The organism is Streptomyces sp. NPDC048600, from assembly GCF_055587025.1.
This window is the reverse complement of record NZ_JBVJGZ010000010.1, coordinates 131428-146879: the sequence shown is the minus strand read 5'-3', so window position 1 is coordinate 146879 and position 15452 is coordinate 131428. Positions and strand designations below refer to the sequence as shown.

Below are 15452 nucleotides of genomic sequence, written 5' to 3'. Positions count from 1 at the left end.
GTGCCGACGACTGCCGACCCGCCCGGCCCCTGCCTGACCGTCCTGGAGGACGGTCAGGTGATCGCCGTGGCGGGCCGGGAGTTCCGCGTGGTCGTCAGCGAACGCCGCCGACGCCTCGGGCTCACGGTCGAACGCGACGGATCCCTCGTGCTGAGAGTGCCGCCTGGTTGCGATGCCGAACGGGCAGAGTCGTTTCTGCGGGACGGTCAGGCGTGGCTGGCAGACAAGCTGCGTCTGCGGGAGGAGCACCCGCCTGCCCACCCCGTACGGGGCTTCCAGGACGGTGAGACGTTCAGCTATCTCGGCCGCGCGTACCGCCTTCAGATCGACGGTGAAGCGCAAGGTGACGTCCGGTTCGTCGCCGGGCGGATAGTGATGGCTGAAGAGCTTGTGCGGGACCCGGTCGCGGCCCGTCGTGCCCTCATCGGGTGGTATCGCAGGACCGGACAGCGCTGGGCGCAGGGCAGGCTTCAGCCGTGGGCCGCCCGCATGGAGGTCAGCGAACCCGACGTCGTCGTTCGTGATGTCGGCAACCGATGGGGAACGTATCGTCCTGGCGACGGCGCTCGCGGGACCATGGCGCTGCACTGGGCGCTGTTCCAGTTGCCCTCACATGTGGTCGACTACGTCATCGCCCATGAACTCGCCCACATCAGGATCTCCGGGCACAGCTCGGACTACTGGGCCCTTCTCCGGCAAGCCATCCCTGAGTGCGAGGAACGCAAGGAAGAGCTTGACGATCTCGGGCGACGGCTGTGGCTGGGAGAGGTCCGGGAGAGGCGCTGACCCTACCTCGAGCCCTCTGCGGACCTGTCTGTCGAGGTCCCGCTCACGCCACCCGCGTCGCCCCCGCGAAGGGCATCTCGTCGATCGGGGCGACCCGGACCGGGGCGGACGGGTTGGGGGCGTGGACCATCTGCCCGTTGCCGACGTAGATGCCGACGTGGCTGATGGCGGAGTAGAAGAACACCAGGTCGCCGGGCTGGAGTTCGGAGCGGGAGACGCGGCGGCCGGCGCCGATCTGGGCGTAGGTGGTGCGGGGCAGTTCGACGCCCGCGGAGCGGTAGGCGGCCTGGACGAGGCCGGAGCAGTCGAAGGCGTCGGGACCGGTGGCGCCCCAGACGTAGGGGCTGCCGAGCTTGCTGTAGGCGTAGGAGACGGCGGCCGCGGCGCGTGAGGTGGGGGCGGCGGGCGCGGCGGCCGGGCCGGCTGCCCGCAGGGGGTCGCGGGCGGTCGCGGTGTCGCGCGAGGCGCGGTCCTGGTCCGCGCTGGTGGCGGCGAGGCGGTGCCGTTCCTCGGTGGTGAGCCGGGCGAGCAGCCGGCGGGCCGTGGTCAGTTTGCCGGTGACGGTCGCGCGGTGCCGTTTCAGCTCCTCCTGGCGCGACTTCAGGGAGGTCAGCTGGATCTTGGCGGCGCCACGCAGCTGCTCGATCTCGCGGAGCTGGTCGCGGACGCGGTGCACGGCGGCGGACTGGCGGTCGCCGGCGCGTTCGGCGAAGGCCGCGTGGTTGAGGAAGGTGTCGGGGTCGTCGGACAGGGCGAGGCGCAGGGCGGGGTCGAGGCCGCCCTCGCGGTACTGGGCCGCGGCGATCGAACCCAGCGAGTCACGGGCCGAGTTGAGGCGGTCCTCCTTGCGGGCGGCCTCGTCGCGCAGTTCTTTCAGGTGCTGTTCGGCGGCGTCGGCCTTCTCCTTGGCGCCGTTGTACTTCTCGGTGGCCACCTCGGCCTCCTGATACAGCTTGCCCACCCGGGCCTTGACCTGTGCCGGGGTCAGTTCCGGGGCGGCCTGCCCGACGCCCTCGAAGGCGGTCGCGCCGGCGGCTCCCGCGAGGGCGAGGGTGGCTGCCTTACGGACGGTGCTGCCGCCGACGAAACTCTGTCTGGACTTGCGGTGCGCTGCCACGTGGACCTGTACGTCCTTTCCTGGGCCCGCCGGGTGTCCCCGCGGGGGGTGCGGGGACGGTTCGGCCGCCAGGGGGAGCGGCGTGCGGGTCGCCGGGTGACGTCCCGCGGGTCCGGCGGCGCCCGCACAGGGGGAGCCGGTGCCGCCGGACCTTCTCGGCGGTGGTGTCCGGCTGCCGCCCCTGGCCCGGGCGGCGGTGGGGAGCCGGTCACCTGGAGCTGGACGCTAGACCCGATAGTGACGACTTGGTAACGCGATGTGCGGAAATGCCGGGAGCAGGTCGATAGGTGACCGCATATGACCAGGGTCTGGGACCGGGGCGGTCGACTTCACGGAGTGCGATGACCGAACCGGCTGTTCCGGGGGTCGAGGGGCGGGCCGGGTGCTATGGGGCGCATATATGCAGGGCGGGTAGGGGCGGTGTGAGGGGGCCGCCGGGCCCTGATTAGGCTCCGGCCCCATGGACGTACTCATCCATCTCTTCGTGGGCCTGCACATCATCGGCATCGCCTCGCTCCTGGGCGGCTTCCTCACCCAGATGAAAGCGATGGGCCAGGGCACCGCGCGCTTCGTCCCGGCGATGCTGCACGGCGCCCTGACGATGCTGGTCACCGGTGTGATCCTGGTCGGCCTCAATCAGGCCGACGACCAGTCGGTGAACAACATCAAGGTCGGTGTGAAGCTGGCCCTGCTGATCGTGATCCTGGGCCTCGTCTATGTGAAGCGGGACGAGGAGACGGTGGACAAGCGCCTGTTCGGGCTGGTCGGCCTGCTGACCACGGTGAACGTCTTCATCGCCGTGCTCTGGACCTGACGCCCTCCGCCGAGTGCCGCGGGGCCCGCTCGCCCCGCAGCTCCGCGCGGGCCGCCGCGACGGCCAGGGCGGCCACCGCCAGCCAGGCGGCCACGGCGATCCACAGCAGCACCTGACCCGGGCCCTTCAGCCACGGGACGTCCAGGGCGGTGGACACGGACAGCATCGCCGCCGCCGTCATGCCCATGGGGAAGACGGTGGACCAGCGCCGGACGTCGTAGCCCGGCCGCGGCCATCCGGCCTCGGCGGCGAGCAGGACGACGTAGCAGGCGACGTCGAGCAGGAGCAGGGTGAGGGTGACCGAGCGCAGGACGTCGTAGTCGTCCTGGTTCCACAGGTAGAGCTGCGGGCTGTCGGCGGCGATCAGCTTCGATCCGGCCAGGGCGGAGATCGCGAGCGCGCCGCCCGCGATCCACTGGTCACCGGCGCCCCTGGCCACCTGACGCAGATCGAAACGGGCCAGCGCGAAGCCGTAGACGACGAGGCCGAGCCAGAACAGCACCATGGCCGCGCGCGCGAGCCAGGCCACCTCCTCCGCCCCGGCCAGGGTCGCCCCGAGCACCGCGAGCCCCTGCGTGGCCACACAGCCCAGGAACACCGCCCCGGGCATCCGCTGCTTCCAGCGCCCGACCACATCGACCATCAGCACCGGCCACAGCACCGTGGCGAGCGCCAGCAGCGCGTAGGCCAGGGACTGCCAGCCCAGCACCGAGAAACGCGTGCCCAGCACGGTCGTCGCGGCCACCGCCGTCAGGGCGGCCGGTGACCCCGCCTCCTCGAGCCACCGCCCCCGCTCCCGCAGCAGCCGTAGGACGAAGTCCGCCGCCAGGCCCAGCCACGCGAGGCAGGCGAGCACGAGCAGGATCCGCGACAGCACCTCGTGGCCGGACAGATGCAGACCGACCGACAGGATGCCGGTCGCCATCACGGCGGCCCCGGCCGCGGGCGGACGCTGCGCCCACCAGGCGCTCGGGGAAGTGGTGGTAGCGGGCATGCGCCCGATGCTAGGAACCAGCCCGTGCCGCGCACGCGGGCCACGCGCGGGCACGGCCGAAACCACGCCGTCGCCCGCCGAACAGCCCACAGCGCCGCCCCCGGGCGCACCTGCGCGCGTGGCGGGCCGAGCAGCGCGAGGACCCCGGGCCCGGGGGCGCGTACGGCCCCTCACGCACCCACGCGCGCGTACGAGCCGCGTAGGACCCTCACGCGCGCGTGCCGCGTTCTCGCGTCAGCCCGGCCGCACGACGCTGTGGATCGAGCCCTCGCCGTCGTAGTAGATCGACTCCTCGCGGACGTAGGCGCCCGGCTTGGGGGCGTGGATCATCATGCCGTTGCCGATGTAGAGGCCGACGTGGCTGATGTCGTCGTAGAAGAAGACGAGGTCACCGGGCCGGGCGTCGGTGAGGGAGACCGTGGTGCCCGCGTTGACCTGGTCCCACGTGGTGCGCGGGAGGGTGACGCCGGCGGCCTTCCACGCGGCCCCGGTGAGGCCGGAGCAGTCGTAGGAGTCGGGCCCCGTGGCGCCCCACACGTACGGCTTGCCGATCTGGGTGCGGGCGAAGGCGACCGCCTTGTCGCCCTTGGTGGAGGTCGAGGTGTCCGGCGCGGGCGTGGACGGCGTCTCGGTGGTGCCGGTGGAGGGCGACGGAGCCGGGTCGGGCTGCGCCGCCTCCCGGGCAGCGGCCTCGGCGGCGGCCGCCTCCCGCTCGCGCTGCGCCTCGGCCTGCTGCGCGGCGAGCTCGGCGGCCTTGCGGGCGGCCTCCTCGCGCTTCTGCTCCTCGATCTGAGCGAGCCTGGCCTTCTCCTCGGCGGTCAGCTGCGACAGCAGCTCGCGCGCGTCGGAGAGCTTCTTCTGGACGGTCGCCTTGGCCGTCCTCAGCTCGGTCTGGGAGTCGGTCAGCGTCGCGAGGCTCTCGGTGGCCTCGCGGCGCTTCTCCATGGTCTCGGACTGCTGGGTGACGTAGTCGTCGACCGCGTCCTTCTGACGGCCGGTCAGCCGGTCCATCAGCTGGTTCTGGTCGAAGTAGTCCTGCGGGTCGTCGGCGAGGAGGAAGGTCGCCGTGTCCGGCGCGGCGGAGCCGGTGCGGTACTGGGCCGCGGCGAAGGAACCGAGTTCCTCGCGCGCGTCGTTGAGCTTCTGGGTGCGCTTGGCGACGTCGTCCAGGAGGGTGTCGACCTGCTTGCGCTGCTTGGTGGTCCGCTCCTTGGCGGAGTTGTACTTCTCGGTCGCCGACTCCGCCTGGCGGTAGAGATCGTCGACCTTCTTCTCGACCTCCTCCAGGCTCGGCCGGTCGTCGTCCGAGGGGGTGGCGTTGGCCGTCTGGGACAGCAGGGCCACGGAGGTGAGGGCCGCCGTGGCCAGGGCGGGGGTCCGTATGCCTGCGACACGCGTCCCGGCGGGACGCGGCTTGCGGTGCGACGCCAAGAGAGGCGACTCCTTCCATCGGCCGCCTACCGAGTTAGCTGTCGGGTTCGGGCGGGTGGTTCGGAAGGGTTGCCCTACGGCTCGCTCCCGCGAGGAAGTGAGCCGATTCACCCCGGGATCTGTGGGTCCCCGGCTCCGGCGGGCGTTCGGGCGCACCGGACTCGGCGGAGGCGGTACGGCCCGGCGTCGTTCGCCGGTGGGGGTCGTACGGCCTGCCCGGAACCGTAGCCAACTCGTGTGGTGCGTGTGAAGGTTGATGGGCGATATGCCCGATACATTTTTGTGACCTTGTCGCGCACGCGCTTGCTGTGCCGCAGGCTGTGTCACCGGCGCTACTTAGGGTGGTGGCGGGGAGTTCTCCGGACGGCGGCCGGTTGTCGGTGGGGGCCCCTAGACTCGGAGAGCGATGAGCAGCCTCTTTGACGACAGCTTCCTGGCGGACCTCCAGGCCCCTCGCGGGCACGAGGAGGAGCACCCGCCGCCGCCCGAGGACGAGCATGCTCCGGAGCGCGTTCCGGAGGATCTGTTCGGCGGGAAGTTCGACGTGCCCCCGGACCGGGACGACTACTACCGCGACGGCGCCCCGCGGCCGGTGATCGACGCGGCGGCCCTGCTGGACGGTCTCAACGACAACCAGCGTGCCGCGGTCGTCCACTCCGGCTCCCCGCTGCTGATCGTGGCCGGCGCCGGCTCCGGCAAGACCCGTGTGCTCACCCACCGCATCGCGCATCTGCTGGGCGAGCGCCATGTGCACCCGGGCCAGATCCTCGCGATCACCTTCACCAACAAGGCCGCGGGCGAGATGAAGGAGCGCGTCGAGCAGCTCGTCGGCCCGCGGGCGAACGCGATGTGGGTGATGACCTTCCACAGCGCGTGCGTGCGCATCCTGCGCCGCGAGTCCAAGAAGCTCGGCTTCACGTCGTCCTTCTCGATCTACGACGCCGCCGACTCCAAGCGCCTGATGGCCCTGGTCTGCCGCGACCTGGACCTCGACCCCAAGCGCTTCCCGCCGAAGTCCTTCAGCGCCAAGATCAGCAACCTGAAGAACGAGCTGATCGACGAGGAGGACTTCGCCGCCCAGGCGTCCGACGGCTTCGAGAAGACCCTCGCCCAGGCCTACGCGATGTACCAGTCGCGGCTGCGTGAGGCGAACGCCCTCGACTTCGACGACCTGATCATGACGACGGTCAATCTGCTGCGCGCCTTCCCCGACGTCGCCGAGCACTACCGCCGCCGCTTCCGCCACGTCCTGGTCGACGAGTACCAGGACACCAACCACGCCCAGTACGCCCTGGTGCGCGAGCTGGTGGGCACCAGGGAGCACCCGGTCGACGTACCGCCCAGCGAGTACGACGTGCCGCCCGCCGAGCTCTGCGTGGTGGGTGACGCCGACCAGTCGATCTACGCCTTCCGCGGCGCGACCATCCGCAACATCCTCCAGTTCGAGGAGGACTACCCGGACGCGACGACGATCCTGCTGGAGCAGAACTACCGCTCCACCCAGACGATCCTCTCCGCGGCCAACGCGGTCATCGAGCGCAACGAGTCCCGCCGTCCCAAGAACCTGTGGACCAACGCGGGCGCGGGCGCGCAGATCACCGGCTACGTGGCCGACACCGAGCACGATGAGGCGCAGTTCGTCGCCGACGAGATAGACCGCCTCACGGACTCGGGCGACGCGAAGGCAGGCGACGTCGCCGTCTTCTACCGCACCAACGCCCAGTCCCGGGTCTTCGAAGAGGTCTTCATCCGCGTCGGCCTGCCCTACAAGGTCGTCGGCGGCGTCCGCTTCTACGAGCGCAAGGAGGTCCGGGACGTCCTGGCCTACCTGCGGGTGCTGGCCAACCCGGAGGACTCCGTCCCGCTGCGCCGCATCCTGAACGTGCCCAAGCGCGGCATCGGTGAGCGCGCCGAGGCGATGATCGACGCCCTGTCCCAGCGGGAGAGGATCAGCTTCCCGCAGGCGCTCAAGCGCGTCGACGAGGCGTACGGCATGGCCGCCCGGTCGACCAACGCCGTCAAGCGGTTCAACACGCTGATGGAGGAGCTGCGGACGATCGTGGAGTCCGGCGCGGGACCGGCCACGGTCCTGGAGGCCGTCCTCGAACGCACCGGTTATCTGGCCGAGTTGCAGGCCTCCACCGACCCGCAGGACGAGACCCGCATCGAGAACCTCCAGGAACTCGCCGCCGTGGCGCTGGAGTTCGAGCAGGAGTCGGAGGAGGCCCCGGGCGGGCTGTCGGACTTCCTGGAGCGGGTCGCGCTGGTCGCCGACTCCGACCAGATCCCCGACGAGGACGAGGAAGGCTCCGGCGTCATCACCCTGATGACCCTGCACACCGCCAAGGGCCTGGAGTTCCCGGTCGTCTTCCTCACGGGCATGGAGGACGGCGTCTTCCCGCACATGCGGGCCCTCGGCCAGACCAAGGAGCTGGAGGAGGAGCGCCGCCTCGCCTACGTCGGCATCACCCGCGCGCGTGAGCGGCTCTATCTCACGCGCTCGACGATGCGCAGCGCCTGGGGACAGCCCTCGTACAACCCGCCCTCCCGCTTCCTGGAGGAGATCCCGCCCACGCACCTGGAGTGGAAGCGCACGGGCGCGACCGCGCCCGTCTCCTCCGGCCCGGCCTCCGGGATCGCCGCCTCGCTGTCCTCCTCGCGTTCGCGCTCCTCGGCGTCGGGCGCCTCGGGCTTCGCCACCCGCCGCACCGCGGAGCAGCCGGTCGTCGGGCTGGCGGTCGGCGACCGCGTCACCCACGACCAGTTCGGGCTCGGCACGGTGATGGCCGTCAAGGGCACCGGCTCCAACGCCGAGGCGACGATCGACTTCGGCGACGCCAAGCCGAAGCGGCTGCTGCTGCGGTACGCCCCGGTCGAGAAGCTGTAGGGGGACGGACGGCGAAAGCCCCGGCGGACGACGTCCGGCGGGGCTTCGACAAGAGAGGGCAGGGCTCACCAGAAGGCAGGGCCCGTCAAGACGCAGGGTGCACCAGGGGGCAGGGGCTACTAGGGCTCGAGGCCGTGGCTGCGCAGCCAGGACAGCGGGTCGATCGACGAACCGCCGCCGGGACGCACCTCGAAGTGCAGATGCGGGCCGGTGGAGTTGCCCGAGTTGCCGGAGTAGGCGATCGTGTCGCCGGCCTTCACGGTCGCCCCGAAGGGCACCTGGTAGCTGGAGAGGTGGCAGTACCACGTCTCCGTGCCGTCCATCGCCGTCACGATCACCATGTTGCCGTAGGCGCTGTTCCACTGCGTGCGCACGGTGCCGTCGGTCGCGGCCATCACGGGAGTGCCGTACGAGACGGGGAAGTCGATGCCGGTGTGCATGGACATCCAGTTGACGCCGGACTGGCCGTAGTAGGCGCTCAGTCCGTGCTGGGCGACCGGCAGCGCGAACTTGGGGCGCAGCCGCTCCTTGCGGGCCGCCTCCTCCGCCGCCAGCTTCCGCTCGAGCTCCTGCTGCGCCTTGAGGTCGATGCGCTCCTGGGTGCGGCTCGCGCGGTCGGCGAAGTCGTCGGCCTCGGCGCTCAGGCTCGCCAGCTGGGTGTCCAGCTTGTTGTTGGCGGCGGACGGCTTGACGGGCGCGGCGTCCGCGGCGGTCGTCGTGGCGTCCTTGCTGTCGCCGCCGGTCAGGTTGCCCACGGAGGCCGCGGCGATCCCGGCGACGCCCATCACGCAGGCGGAGGGCACGGCGATCGTCAGCAGCGCGGAACGCTTGGCAGGGGTACGGCGGCGGGAGCGGGCCGCTCCGCGGGAGGCGACGCGGGGCGCGGGCAGGGGCGTGGCCTCCTCCTGGCCGTCCAGGAGGTCCACCGCGGGCAGTTCCCCGGTGTCGCCGGGGTCGCCGTGCTCGTACCCGGCCTCACCGTCGTACGCGGTCTGTTCGTCGTGCGTCTCGTACCCGGCGTGTTCGTCGTACGCCGCGTGCGTGTCGTGGGCCGTGTGCTCCTCGTACGCGGTCTGCCCGTCGTGGGCGACCTGGTCGAAGGTGGCAGTGGCCTGCTGGTCGAAGGGCAGCTCGTACTCGGCGGCGGCCGTGCCGTCGGAGTTCCACTGCGTGGCGTCGTAGGCGCCGGTGTCGGAGCCGTGGGTGCCCCAGTACCACTGCTGGGTCTGGTCGGCTGCCGGGACGGCGGACTGGTCGGGCTGGAGCCAGGCGCTCGCGTCCCACTGGCCACTGGCGTCCGCGGCGGTGGCCTGCGGCGGCACGAGCGGCAGTTGCTGGTCGCCGGTGGCCCAGGCCGTGGCGTCGTAGGAGCCCGTGCCGTAGGTGGCGTGCTGCTGGGCCGCGTACGTGTCGTAGTGCGCGGTCTGGTGACTGCCGGAGTTCCACTGCGTGGCGTCGTAGGCGCCGGTGTCATGGCCTGTGGGCATGGCGCCGAAGAGGGGGTCCGCGGTGTAGGTCCCGGTGGCGTGGCCGCCGGCCGCAAAACCGTTCGCGTCGTAGGCGCCGTATGTGGTGAAGTCGCCGTACGGGGCTTCCTGGGTGCCGTACGACGCGTAGTGCGCCGAGTCGGCGTCGGAAGCCGGAGCCGGGGTGGTCATGGTCCCCGACGGGTGACGGTCGTTCACCAACTTCTCTTTCGCCTCGACAACAGGGGCTGCCAGAGCAGTGCGGTGACTGTACCCGGCGGTATGCGGGCACGACAATCTTCCTCAGGTTTCACGCGCGCAGGAAACGGGCATTCGGCCGCCTTTCGGCGGACTGTGGGCACGACTTTGGCCTTGTGTTCGATAACCGTTCGACTTCTGGCCCCCGTCGAGTACCTCTTGGGCGGCCCTCCGGAGCACTTCGAGCGGCTTCCGGAGGGCGGTTGTCCGTTCGGCCGACGCGTCAAGTTGCCTGAGTGAACCAGTGGTTGCCGATCGGTGTACGGGTCGCCGTCAGGCCACGGTCAGTCCGCCGGCCCCGGCGCCGGCCGGCGCGGCAGGGGAGTCCGCGGTGTCCGCGCTCTCCAGGGCTCGCCGTATCCCGTCGGCCACGGCCGGGTGCACCGGCAGCGCGAGGTGGCCGATCCCGGTCACCAGGACGTTGTGCGCCAGCAGGTCGGGATGGTCGATCCGGGCGGCCTCCAGCGGGTCCATCACATGGTCGAGGTCGCTCCAGAAGCTGACGAACCGCGTACGGCAGCCCGGGGCCGGCCGGGACAGCTCCTCTATGACGCGCGAACCCGGGCGCATCTGGCGCACGATCGGATGCGCGTCCGCCAGCGGCGCCACCCGGGTGCCGGAGTGCGGAGTGCCCAGTGTGACCAGGGTGCGCACCCGCAGATCGCCGCCGAGCCGCTGCGCGTAGTAGCGGGCGATCAGTCCGCCGAGGCTGTGCCCGACGATGTCGACCCGGCCGCTGCCGGTGCGCTCGCAGATCTCCTCGATGTGCCGGCCGAGCAGCTCCGCGGCCGCGCGGATGTCGCAGGTGAGCGGAGAGTAGTTGAGCGACTCGACCCGCGGGTGGCCGTGCTGGGCCAGGGAGCGGCGCAGCAGCAGGAACACCGAGCGGTTGTCCATGAAGCCGTGCAGCAGCACGACCGGTGTCCGCTCCCGCGTGGGGAGCCGGGGCGGGTCCTCGGTGCCCGCGCCGCGGGACGGGGCCGAGGTGGGCTCGGGGCGGCGCTCCGAGGTGATTCCGGAAGGGTAGAGGAGCAGATGGCCGCCGAGGATGGCTATCTCCAGGGCGGTCGCCTTCAGCAGGGCCACGGACAGACCGGTGAGTCTGCCGGGCAGGAGGAGCCTGTACAGCGACTGAAGGCGCAACAGATCCAGGACCCTCATGACCGACCTCCCCTCGGCACACGGAAGAACGGCTCTGTCCCCCGTGAGCCTGTGTGGAGAGCCATGGCGAGTGTGGTGGGCCGGGCCCGGACGGAGTGCGTGCCCGGTGCGCGGGAGGTGGCGCGGGCGGCGCCGGTGGTCTGGTGAGGTTCTCCGCCGGTGCGGCGGCCTCGTCGCGGCTCTCCTGGCGCGTGTTCCGGCCGGGTGCGCGGTCCTTCGGCCGCTGGGTGCCGCGGCGCGTGGGCCGCGATGGCTCGGAAGTGTGCGCGGCGAATATGTCCCACGTGTGATTTCCCCCTCGGTTCCTCCGCGAAACAGCCGGTTGCGGGATGTCGGCGATAACGTGCGTTCACTTCTCCGGCCGGTGTGGCCCCCGGCGTCCGTGCCGCGGCGGCGCCGCCCTCGGTCGACGGCGGGACCGGCGAGGCGTCCGCCCCACCCACGTGTGATCTGCATCACATGCGTGAGGTGTCGGATGTGTGCGGTACTTGTCGATACGGATGGATGCAGTCGCTTCATGGAGGCAGTGATGGGTGTGGCAGCCGGTCCGATCCGCGTGGTGGTGGCCAAGCCGGGGCTCGACGGCCACGACCGCGGCGCCAAGGTGATCGCGCGGGCGCTGCGCGACGCCGGTATGGAGGTCATCTACACCGGCCTCCACCAGACCCCCGAGCAGATCGTCGACACGGCGATCCAGGAGGACGCCGACGCGATCGGGCTGTCCATCCTCTCGGGCGCCCACAACACGCTCTTCTCCGCCGTGATCAGGCTCCTGCGCGAGCGTGAGGCCGAGGACATCCTGGTGTTCGGCGGCGGCATCATCCCGGAGGCGGACATCGCGCCGCTCAAGGAGCAGGGCGTCGCCGAGATCTTCACCCCGGGCGCCACGACCGCGTCCGTCGTGGACTGGGTCCGCGCGAACGTCCGCCAGCCGGCCGGGGCGTAGAGCTCCGGTCCGTGCGGTGAGGTGAGCCGCTCCGGTCCGTACGGTGAGGCGATCCGCTCCGGTCTGTGCGGTGAGGTGAGCCACCGGGGCGGACCGCGGTCCCGCCCGGTGGCCGTACGGCCGGGTGCCGTCGGACGGTCCGGTCGCGGGGCCGTGCGCTGTCAGGCTCCGGGTTCCGGGCCGGGCGGCGGCATCAGCTCCCGCGTCATCGCCGCGCGCAGCCGCAGGGTGGAGACCAGGCGCTGGAAGGCCTCGGACCAGTAGCCGCCCGCGCCGGGCGAGGCGTCCTCCGGTTCCTCCGGTGTCGCCAGCAGGGCATCGAAACGGCTCGCCTCCGCCGGGTCCAGACAGCGCTCGGCCAGGCCCATGACACCGCTGAAACTCCAGGGGTAGCTCCCCGCGTCCCGCGCGATGTCGAGCGCGTCCACCACCGCCCGCCCCAGCGCAGGCGCCCACGGCACCGCACACACGCCGAGCAGCTGGAACGCCTCCGACAGCCCGTGCGTCGCGATGAACCCGGCCACCCAGTCGGCCCGTTCGCCGGCGTCCAGGGTGCTCAGCAGTCTCGCGCGCTCGGCCAGCGACACCGCTCCGGGGCCGCCCGCCTCGGGTGCGCCCGGCGCGCCGAGCAGCGCCCGCGACCAGGCCGCGTCGCGCTGCCGTACCGCCGCCCGGCACCAGGCCGCGTGCAGCTCCCCCTGCCAGTCGTCCGCGACCGGCAGCGCCACGATCTCGCGCGGGGCGCGCCCGCCGAGCCGCCCCGGCCAGGTGCCGAGCGGCGCGGCCTCCACCAACTGGCCCAACCACCATGAGCGTTCACCCCGTCCCGCCGGAGGTCTGGCCACGACACCGTCCCGCTCCATGCTCGGATCGCACTCGTGAGGCGCTTCAACGCTGATCGTGGCGGGCTGGAGCGTGTGGTCCAGCGCCACACACGCGGCGGCTCTCACCGCCATCCGCGCGGCGAGCGCCGACAGGGGCAGTGCCGACAGCAACTCCGCCGCCGTCGACCGCACATTGCGGCTCCGGTCGTCCAGCGCCCGCTCCAGGAACGGCTCGTCCCGCGCGTCCAGTCCGACCCGCAGCGAGTCCAGGAACATCAGCCGGTCCTCGGCCCGCTCCGTCGCCCAGGTCGAGGCGAGCAGCTCGCGCGCCGCGGCCGGTTCCCGCGACCTGATCGCCGCCAGCAGCGCCACCCGCTCGGCGAACAGCCCCTCCTGCCACAGCCTCCGCAGACGGTCCGGGTCCTCGGTACGGGCCGTCGCGGTGCCGCCTCCGGGCGTCGCCCGCAGGGCGAACCGCCAGTCGGGATTGAGCCGCGCCAGCCACAGGGCACGCCCGCCGGCGAGGACCAGCGCCGCGGGCCGCAGGTCCGTACGGCCCCGCGCCGCGTCCAGCAGGGCGGGCAGAAGCTCCGGGGGCGCCGCGTAGCCGTGGGCGTTCGCCAGGGTGAGCCACTGGGGGAGCAGTTCCATGAGGTCGGGCGCCGCGCCCCGCCGTCCGCCGCCCGCCGCGCCGGCCCGGTCCGCCAGCAGCGTCGCCAGCCGCCGGGCCGCGGCGGCGGGCAGCGCCGGGCGCGGGTCCGCCGGAGCCGGTTCCGGCCGCCGAGCCGCCCGCGCGGGCCGCAGCCCCGCACGTCGCCGTACGGTCTCGCGGGCGGCCGTGTCCAGGAGGACGGCCGGGGCGGAGACGGCGGGACGGCCGTCGCCGCCGGGGCCGGCTGTCGGCACGTGGCCGTCTTCGCCGGTTCCGGCGGGTGTAAGGCCGGTGCCGCGGGGTCCGGCCGTGGGTGTACGGCGGTCGTCGCCGGGTTCGGCGGGCGGGCTACGGCGGTCCGTGCCGAGCAGGGCCGTGGTGACGAGCTCCTCCCAGACACCCGGCTCGGGCGTGTCCGCGGGAGCGGGAGGCCTGGTCATGGGCTGCTTCCTTCCGTCGGGCCGGTGGGCTTGTGGGGCGTGGGAGTGGGCTCGGGCGGGCGCGAGCCGGGTCCGGGGACGGCTGGGGGTGCGCCAGGGCTGGGTGAGAGGCGGACGCGGGCTCGGCGCCCCCGGCAAGCCCCCGCGCCCTGGGCGGGGCCGGGGCGTTTCCGCGGACGCGGGGCTCGGCGTCCCGGCAGAGCCTCCGCCCCCGGGCCCGCCCCCGCTCAGCACAGCGGCACGGCATCACCCGACCCCTCCGGCCAGGCGGTCAGCGGGGTGAAGCCGCGGTGGCCGCATTCGCCGAAGACCTTGACCGGGGCGCCGCCGGACAGGGAGACCAGGCGCCACAGCCCGGGCCGGGCGCGCGCGGCCGGGGTGAGGGGGAGGGCGGTGTCCTCGGAGGTGTCGGCGAGCTGCCAGGAGTCGCCGTCCGGGGTGGGGACGACCCGGTCGAGCGTGACCGGGACCGAGTCCAGCCAGGGGTCGTCGCGCAGCGCCTCTCCGTACCGGGCGAGGGCACGGCCGACCGTGACGCCCGGGGGGCGGGCCGCAGTGGGTCCGGGCGGGGCGAACCGCTCGCCCAGGGCACCGCGTGGCACCCCCGTATAAGAGGACACCTCCGCGTCCAGGGCGAGGCCCACGGGCAGCGCCACCTCGGGCGCCCGGCCGGCCGCGCCGTACGACAGCAGCAGGGTCGTGCGGTCCGAGCCGGTGCCGTACAGCCAGATCCGGCGGGTCGTCAGTCTCGGGTCCGTCGTGTCGTACTGGGCGAGGACGAGCCAGCGGTCCCGGACCGGCGGGCCGTCGGCGGGCGCGGTCAGGCCGACGCGGGAGCGGACCGTGGCCGCCAGGCCCTCGGGCAGCCGCTCGCGGTGCAGCCAGCCCTGGTCGAGGAGGTGCAGCAGGGCGCACTCCTCCAGCAGCCGCACGGGCCAGCCGGGCCCCGAGGCCGCGATCGCCCCCAACTCCCGTACCCGCGCGGCCAGTCCGGGGGCCTGGGCGTCGACCATGCGGGCCGCGGTCTCCTCCCACAGTCCGTAGCCCGCCTGCTCGACCGTGGCCAGCCCGCCGCGCAGCAGGTCGGCGAGGCGCTGTTCGAGCTCGGTGGCGCCCGCGGTGATGCGCTCGGCGCGGCGCTCCGCCCGGCGGGCCGCGGCCTCCGGACCGGAGGACGCGGACCCCGGACTCCCCTGCGCGGGAACGGTCTTCCGCCCGCCCCCCTCCCTTCTCCCCTCCATCCACTCCTCGGCCCAATCCGGCACCTGTCCCGCCGGCACCGAGTCGCCGCCGTCCGCCCACAGCAACAGCAGCCCGAGCGCGTGCTTGCACGGGAACTTCCGGCTCGGGCAACTGCACAGATACGCGGGGCCGGAGGGCCCCGCGACATCGACGGCCGTGCGGTACGGCAGGCTGTCGCCCCCCTTGCACAGACCCCACACCGCCCCCTCGTCGGAACGGCCCGTCCCGGACCACGGCCCGGCCGCGCCGAGCCTGCTTCCCTCCTCGCGTGACACGGAGTCAGGCGCCAGTGCCAGCACCTGGTCCGCCGTCCAGCGCACCCCCTGCTGTGTCATGCCATCGAAGGTAGATCCCCCCACTGACAATCGGCCCTGCGCGGGCATCTGTGCAGGTCGGAACGCATTGTCAGTGGCGTGGTGCACGGTGGACACCAG

The 15452-nt window shown here is 72.7% G+C and carries 11 protein-coding genes and 1 riboswitch; of the genes, 4 read left to right on the top strand and 7 right to left on the bottom strand.

All coding sequences use genetic code 11. The annotated features are described in order from the left end of the window. Window positions 1-786, top strand: a complete 786-nt coding sequence (locus ACZ6SQ_RS16430) for a M48 family metallopeptidase (RefSeq protein WP_469561983.1) — start codon at window positions 1-3, stop codon at window positions 784-786. Window positions 787-829: 43 nt separating this feature from the next. Here the strand turns inward: ACZ6SQ_RS16430 and ACZ6SQ_RS16425 are convergent, their stop codons facing one another. Then, window positions 830-1903 (bottom strand): C40 family peptidase, encoded by a 1074-nt coding sequence (locus ACZ6SQ_RS16425; protein ID WP_469561981.1) that lies wholly within the window; start codon window positions 1901-1903, stop codon window positions 830-832. 460 nt (window positions 1904-2363) lie between these two features. Here ACZ6SQ_RS16425 and ACZ6SQ_RS16420 point away from each other — a divergent pair, with 460 nt between their 5' ends. After that, on the top strand, window positions 2364-2717 hold the full coding sequence (locus ACZ6SQ_RS16420) for a hypothetical protein (RefSeq protein WP_386377394.1): 354 nt from the start codon (window positions 2364-2366) through the stop codon (window positions 2715-2717). On the opposite strand, the gene ACZ6SQ_RS16415 is transcribed toward ACZ6SQ_RS16420, so the two are convergent. Both ACZ6SQ_RS16415 and ACZ6SQ_RS16410 read right to left on the bottom strand, forming a co-directional pair. After that, the gene (locus tag ACZ6SQ_RS16415) at window positions 2695-3711 is read right to left on the bottom strand and encodes a tellurite resistance/C4-dicarboxylate transporter family protein (RefSeq protein WP_469561978.1); all 1017 of its coding nucleotides are present in this window, start codon (window positions 3709-3711) and stop codon (window positions 2695-2697) included. The genes ACZ6SQ_RS16420 and ACZ6SQ_RS16415 overlap by 23 nt on opposite strands. A 234-nt stretch (window positions 3712-3945) precedes the next feature. Next, complete coding sequence (locus tag ACZ6SQ_RS16410; protein WP_469561975.1) at window positions 3946-5142, bottom strand: C40 family peptidase; 1197 nt, start codon at window positions 5140-5142, stop codon at window positions 3946-3948. Window positions 5143-5149: 7 nt separating this feature from the next. After that, window positions 5150-5319, bottom strand: a riboswitch (cyclic di-AMP (ydaO/yuaA leader). Between the two features lie 229 nt (window positions 5320-5548). On the opposite strand from ACZ6SQ_RS16410, the gene pcrA reads away from it, so the two are divergent. Beyond that, window positions 5549-8029 carry a DNA helicase PcrA gene (gene pcrA / locus ACZ6SQ_RS16405; RefSeq protein ID WP_469561973.1) on the top strand — a complete coding sequence of 827 codons (2481 nt, stop codon included), beginning with the start codon at window positions 5549-5551 and terminating at the stop codon, window positions 8027-8029. A 119-nt stretch (window positions 8030-8148) separates the two neighbouring features. On the opposite strand, the gene ACZ6SQ_RS16400 is transcribed toward pcrA, so the two are convergent. Together ACZ6SQ_RS16400 and ACZ6SQ_RS16395 are read right to left on the bottom strand one after the other, a co-directional pair. After that, entirely contained in the window at window positions 8149-9714 is a 1566-nt protein-coding gene (locus ACZ6SQ_RS16400; RefSeq protein ID WP_469561971.1) for a M23 family metallopeptidase, read from the bottom strand. Between the two features lie 312 nt (window positions 9715-10026). Continuing rightward, window positions 10027-10914 carry an esterase/lipase family protein gene (locus ACZ6SQ_RS16395; RefSeq protein WP_469561968.1) on the bottom strand — a complete coding sequence of 296 codons (888 nt, stop codon included), beginning with the start codon at window positions 10912-10914 and terminating at the stop codon, window positions 10027-10029. A gap of 529 nt (window positions 10915-11443) precedes the next feature. On the opposite strand from ACZ6SQ_RS16395, the gene ACZ6SQ_RS16390 reads away from it, so the two are divergent. Then, window positions 11444-11860 (top strand): cobalamin B12-binding domain-containing protein, encoded by a 417-nt coding sequence (locus ACZ6SQ_RS16390; RefSeq protein WP_386377400.1) that lies wholly within the window; start codon window positions 11444-11446, stop codon window positions 11858-11860. A 161-nt stretch (window positions 11861-12021) separates the two neighbouring features. Here ACZ6SQ_RS16390 and ACZ6SQ_RS16385 read toward each other — a convergent pair whose 3' ends face one another. Together ACZ6SQ_RS16385 and ACZ6SQ_RS16380 are read right to left on the bottom strand one after the other, a co-directional pair. Next, window positions 12022-13776 carry a DUF5691 domain-containing protein gene (locus ACZ6SQ_RS16385; RefSeq protein WP_469561964.1) on the bottom strand — a complete coding sequence of 585 codons (1755 nt, stop codon included), beginning with the start codon at window positions 13774-13776 and terminating at the stop codon, window positions 12022-12024. A 227-nt stretch (window positions 13777-14003) separates the two neighbouring features. Continuing rightward, the gene (locus ACZ6SQ_RS16380) at window positions 14004-15353 is read right to left on the bottom strand and encodes an SWIM zinc finger family protein (protein ID WP_469561961.1); all 1350 of its coding nucleotides are present in this window, start codon (window positions 15351-15353) and stop codon (window positions 14004-14006) included. Window positions 15354-15452 lie beyond the last annotated feature (99 nt).

What these genes read in the sequence shown, in the direction of transcription:
- ACZ6SQ_RS16420 (WP_386377394.1), top strand. Translation starts at nt 2,364, where the DNA reads ATGGACGTACTCATCCATCTCTTCGTGGGCCTGCACATCATCGGCATC.
- ACZ6SQ_RS16415 (WP_469561978.1), bottom strand. Translation starts at nt 3,711, where the DNA reads ATGCCCGCTACCACCACTTCCCCGAGCGCCTGGTGGGCGCAGCGTCCG.
- pcrA (WP_469561973.1), top strand. Translation starts at nt 5,549, where the DNA reads ATGAGCAGCCTCTTTGACGACAGCTTCCTGGCGGACCTCCAGGCCCCT.
- ACZ6SQ_RS16395 (WP_469561968.1), bottom strand. Translation starts at nt 10,914, where the DNA reads ATGAGGGTCCTGGATCTGTTGCGCCTTCAGTCGCTGTACAGGCTCCTC.
- ACZ6SQ_RS16390 (WP_386377400.1), top strand. Translation starts at nt 11,444, where the DNA reads ATGGGTGTGGCAGCCGGTCCGATCCGCGTGGTGGTGGCCAAGCCGGGG.
- ACZ6SQ_RS16385 (WP_469561964.1), bottom strand. Translation starts at nt 13,776, where the DNA reads ATGACCAGGCCTCCCGCTCCCGCGGACACGCCCGAGCCGGGTGTCTGG.
- ACZ6SQ_RS16380 (WP_469561961.1), bottom strand. Translation starts at nt 15,353, where the DNA reads ATGACACAGCAGGGGGTGCGCTGGACGGCGGACCAGGTGCTGGCACTG.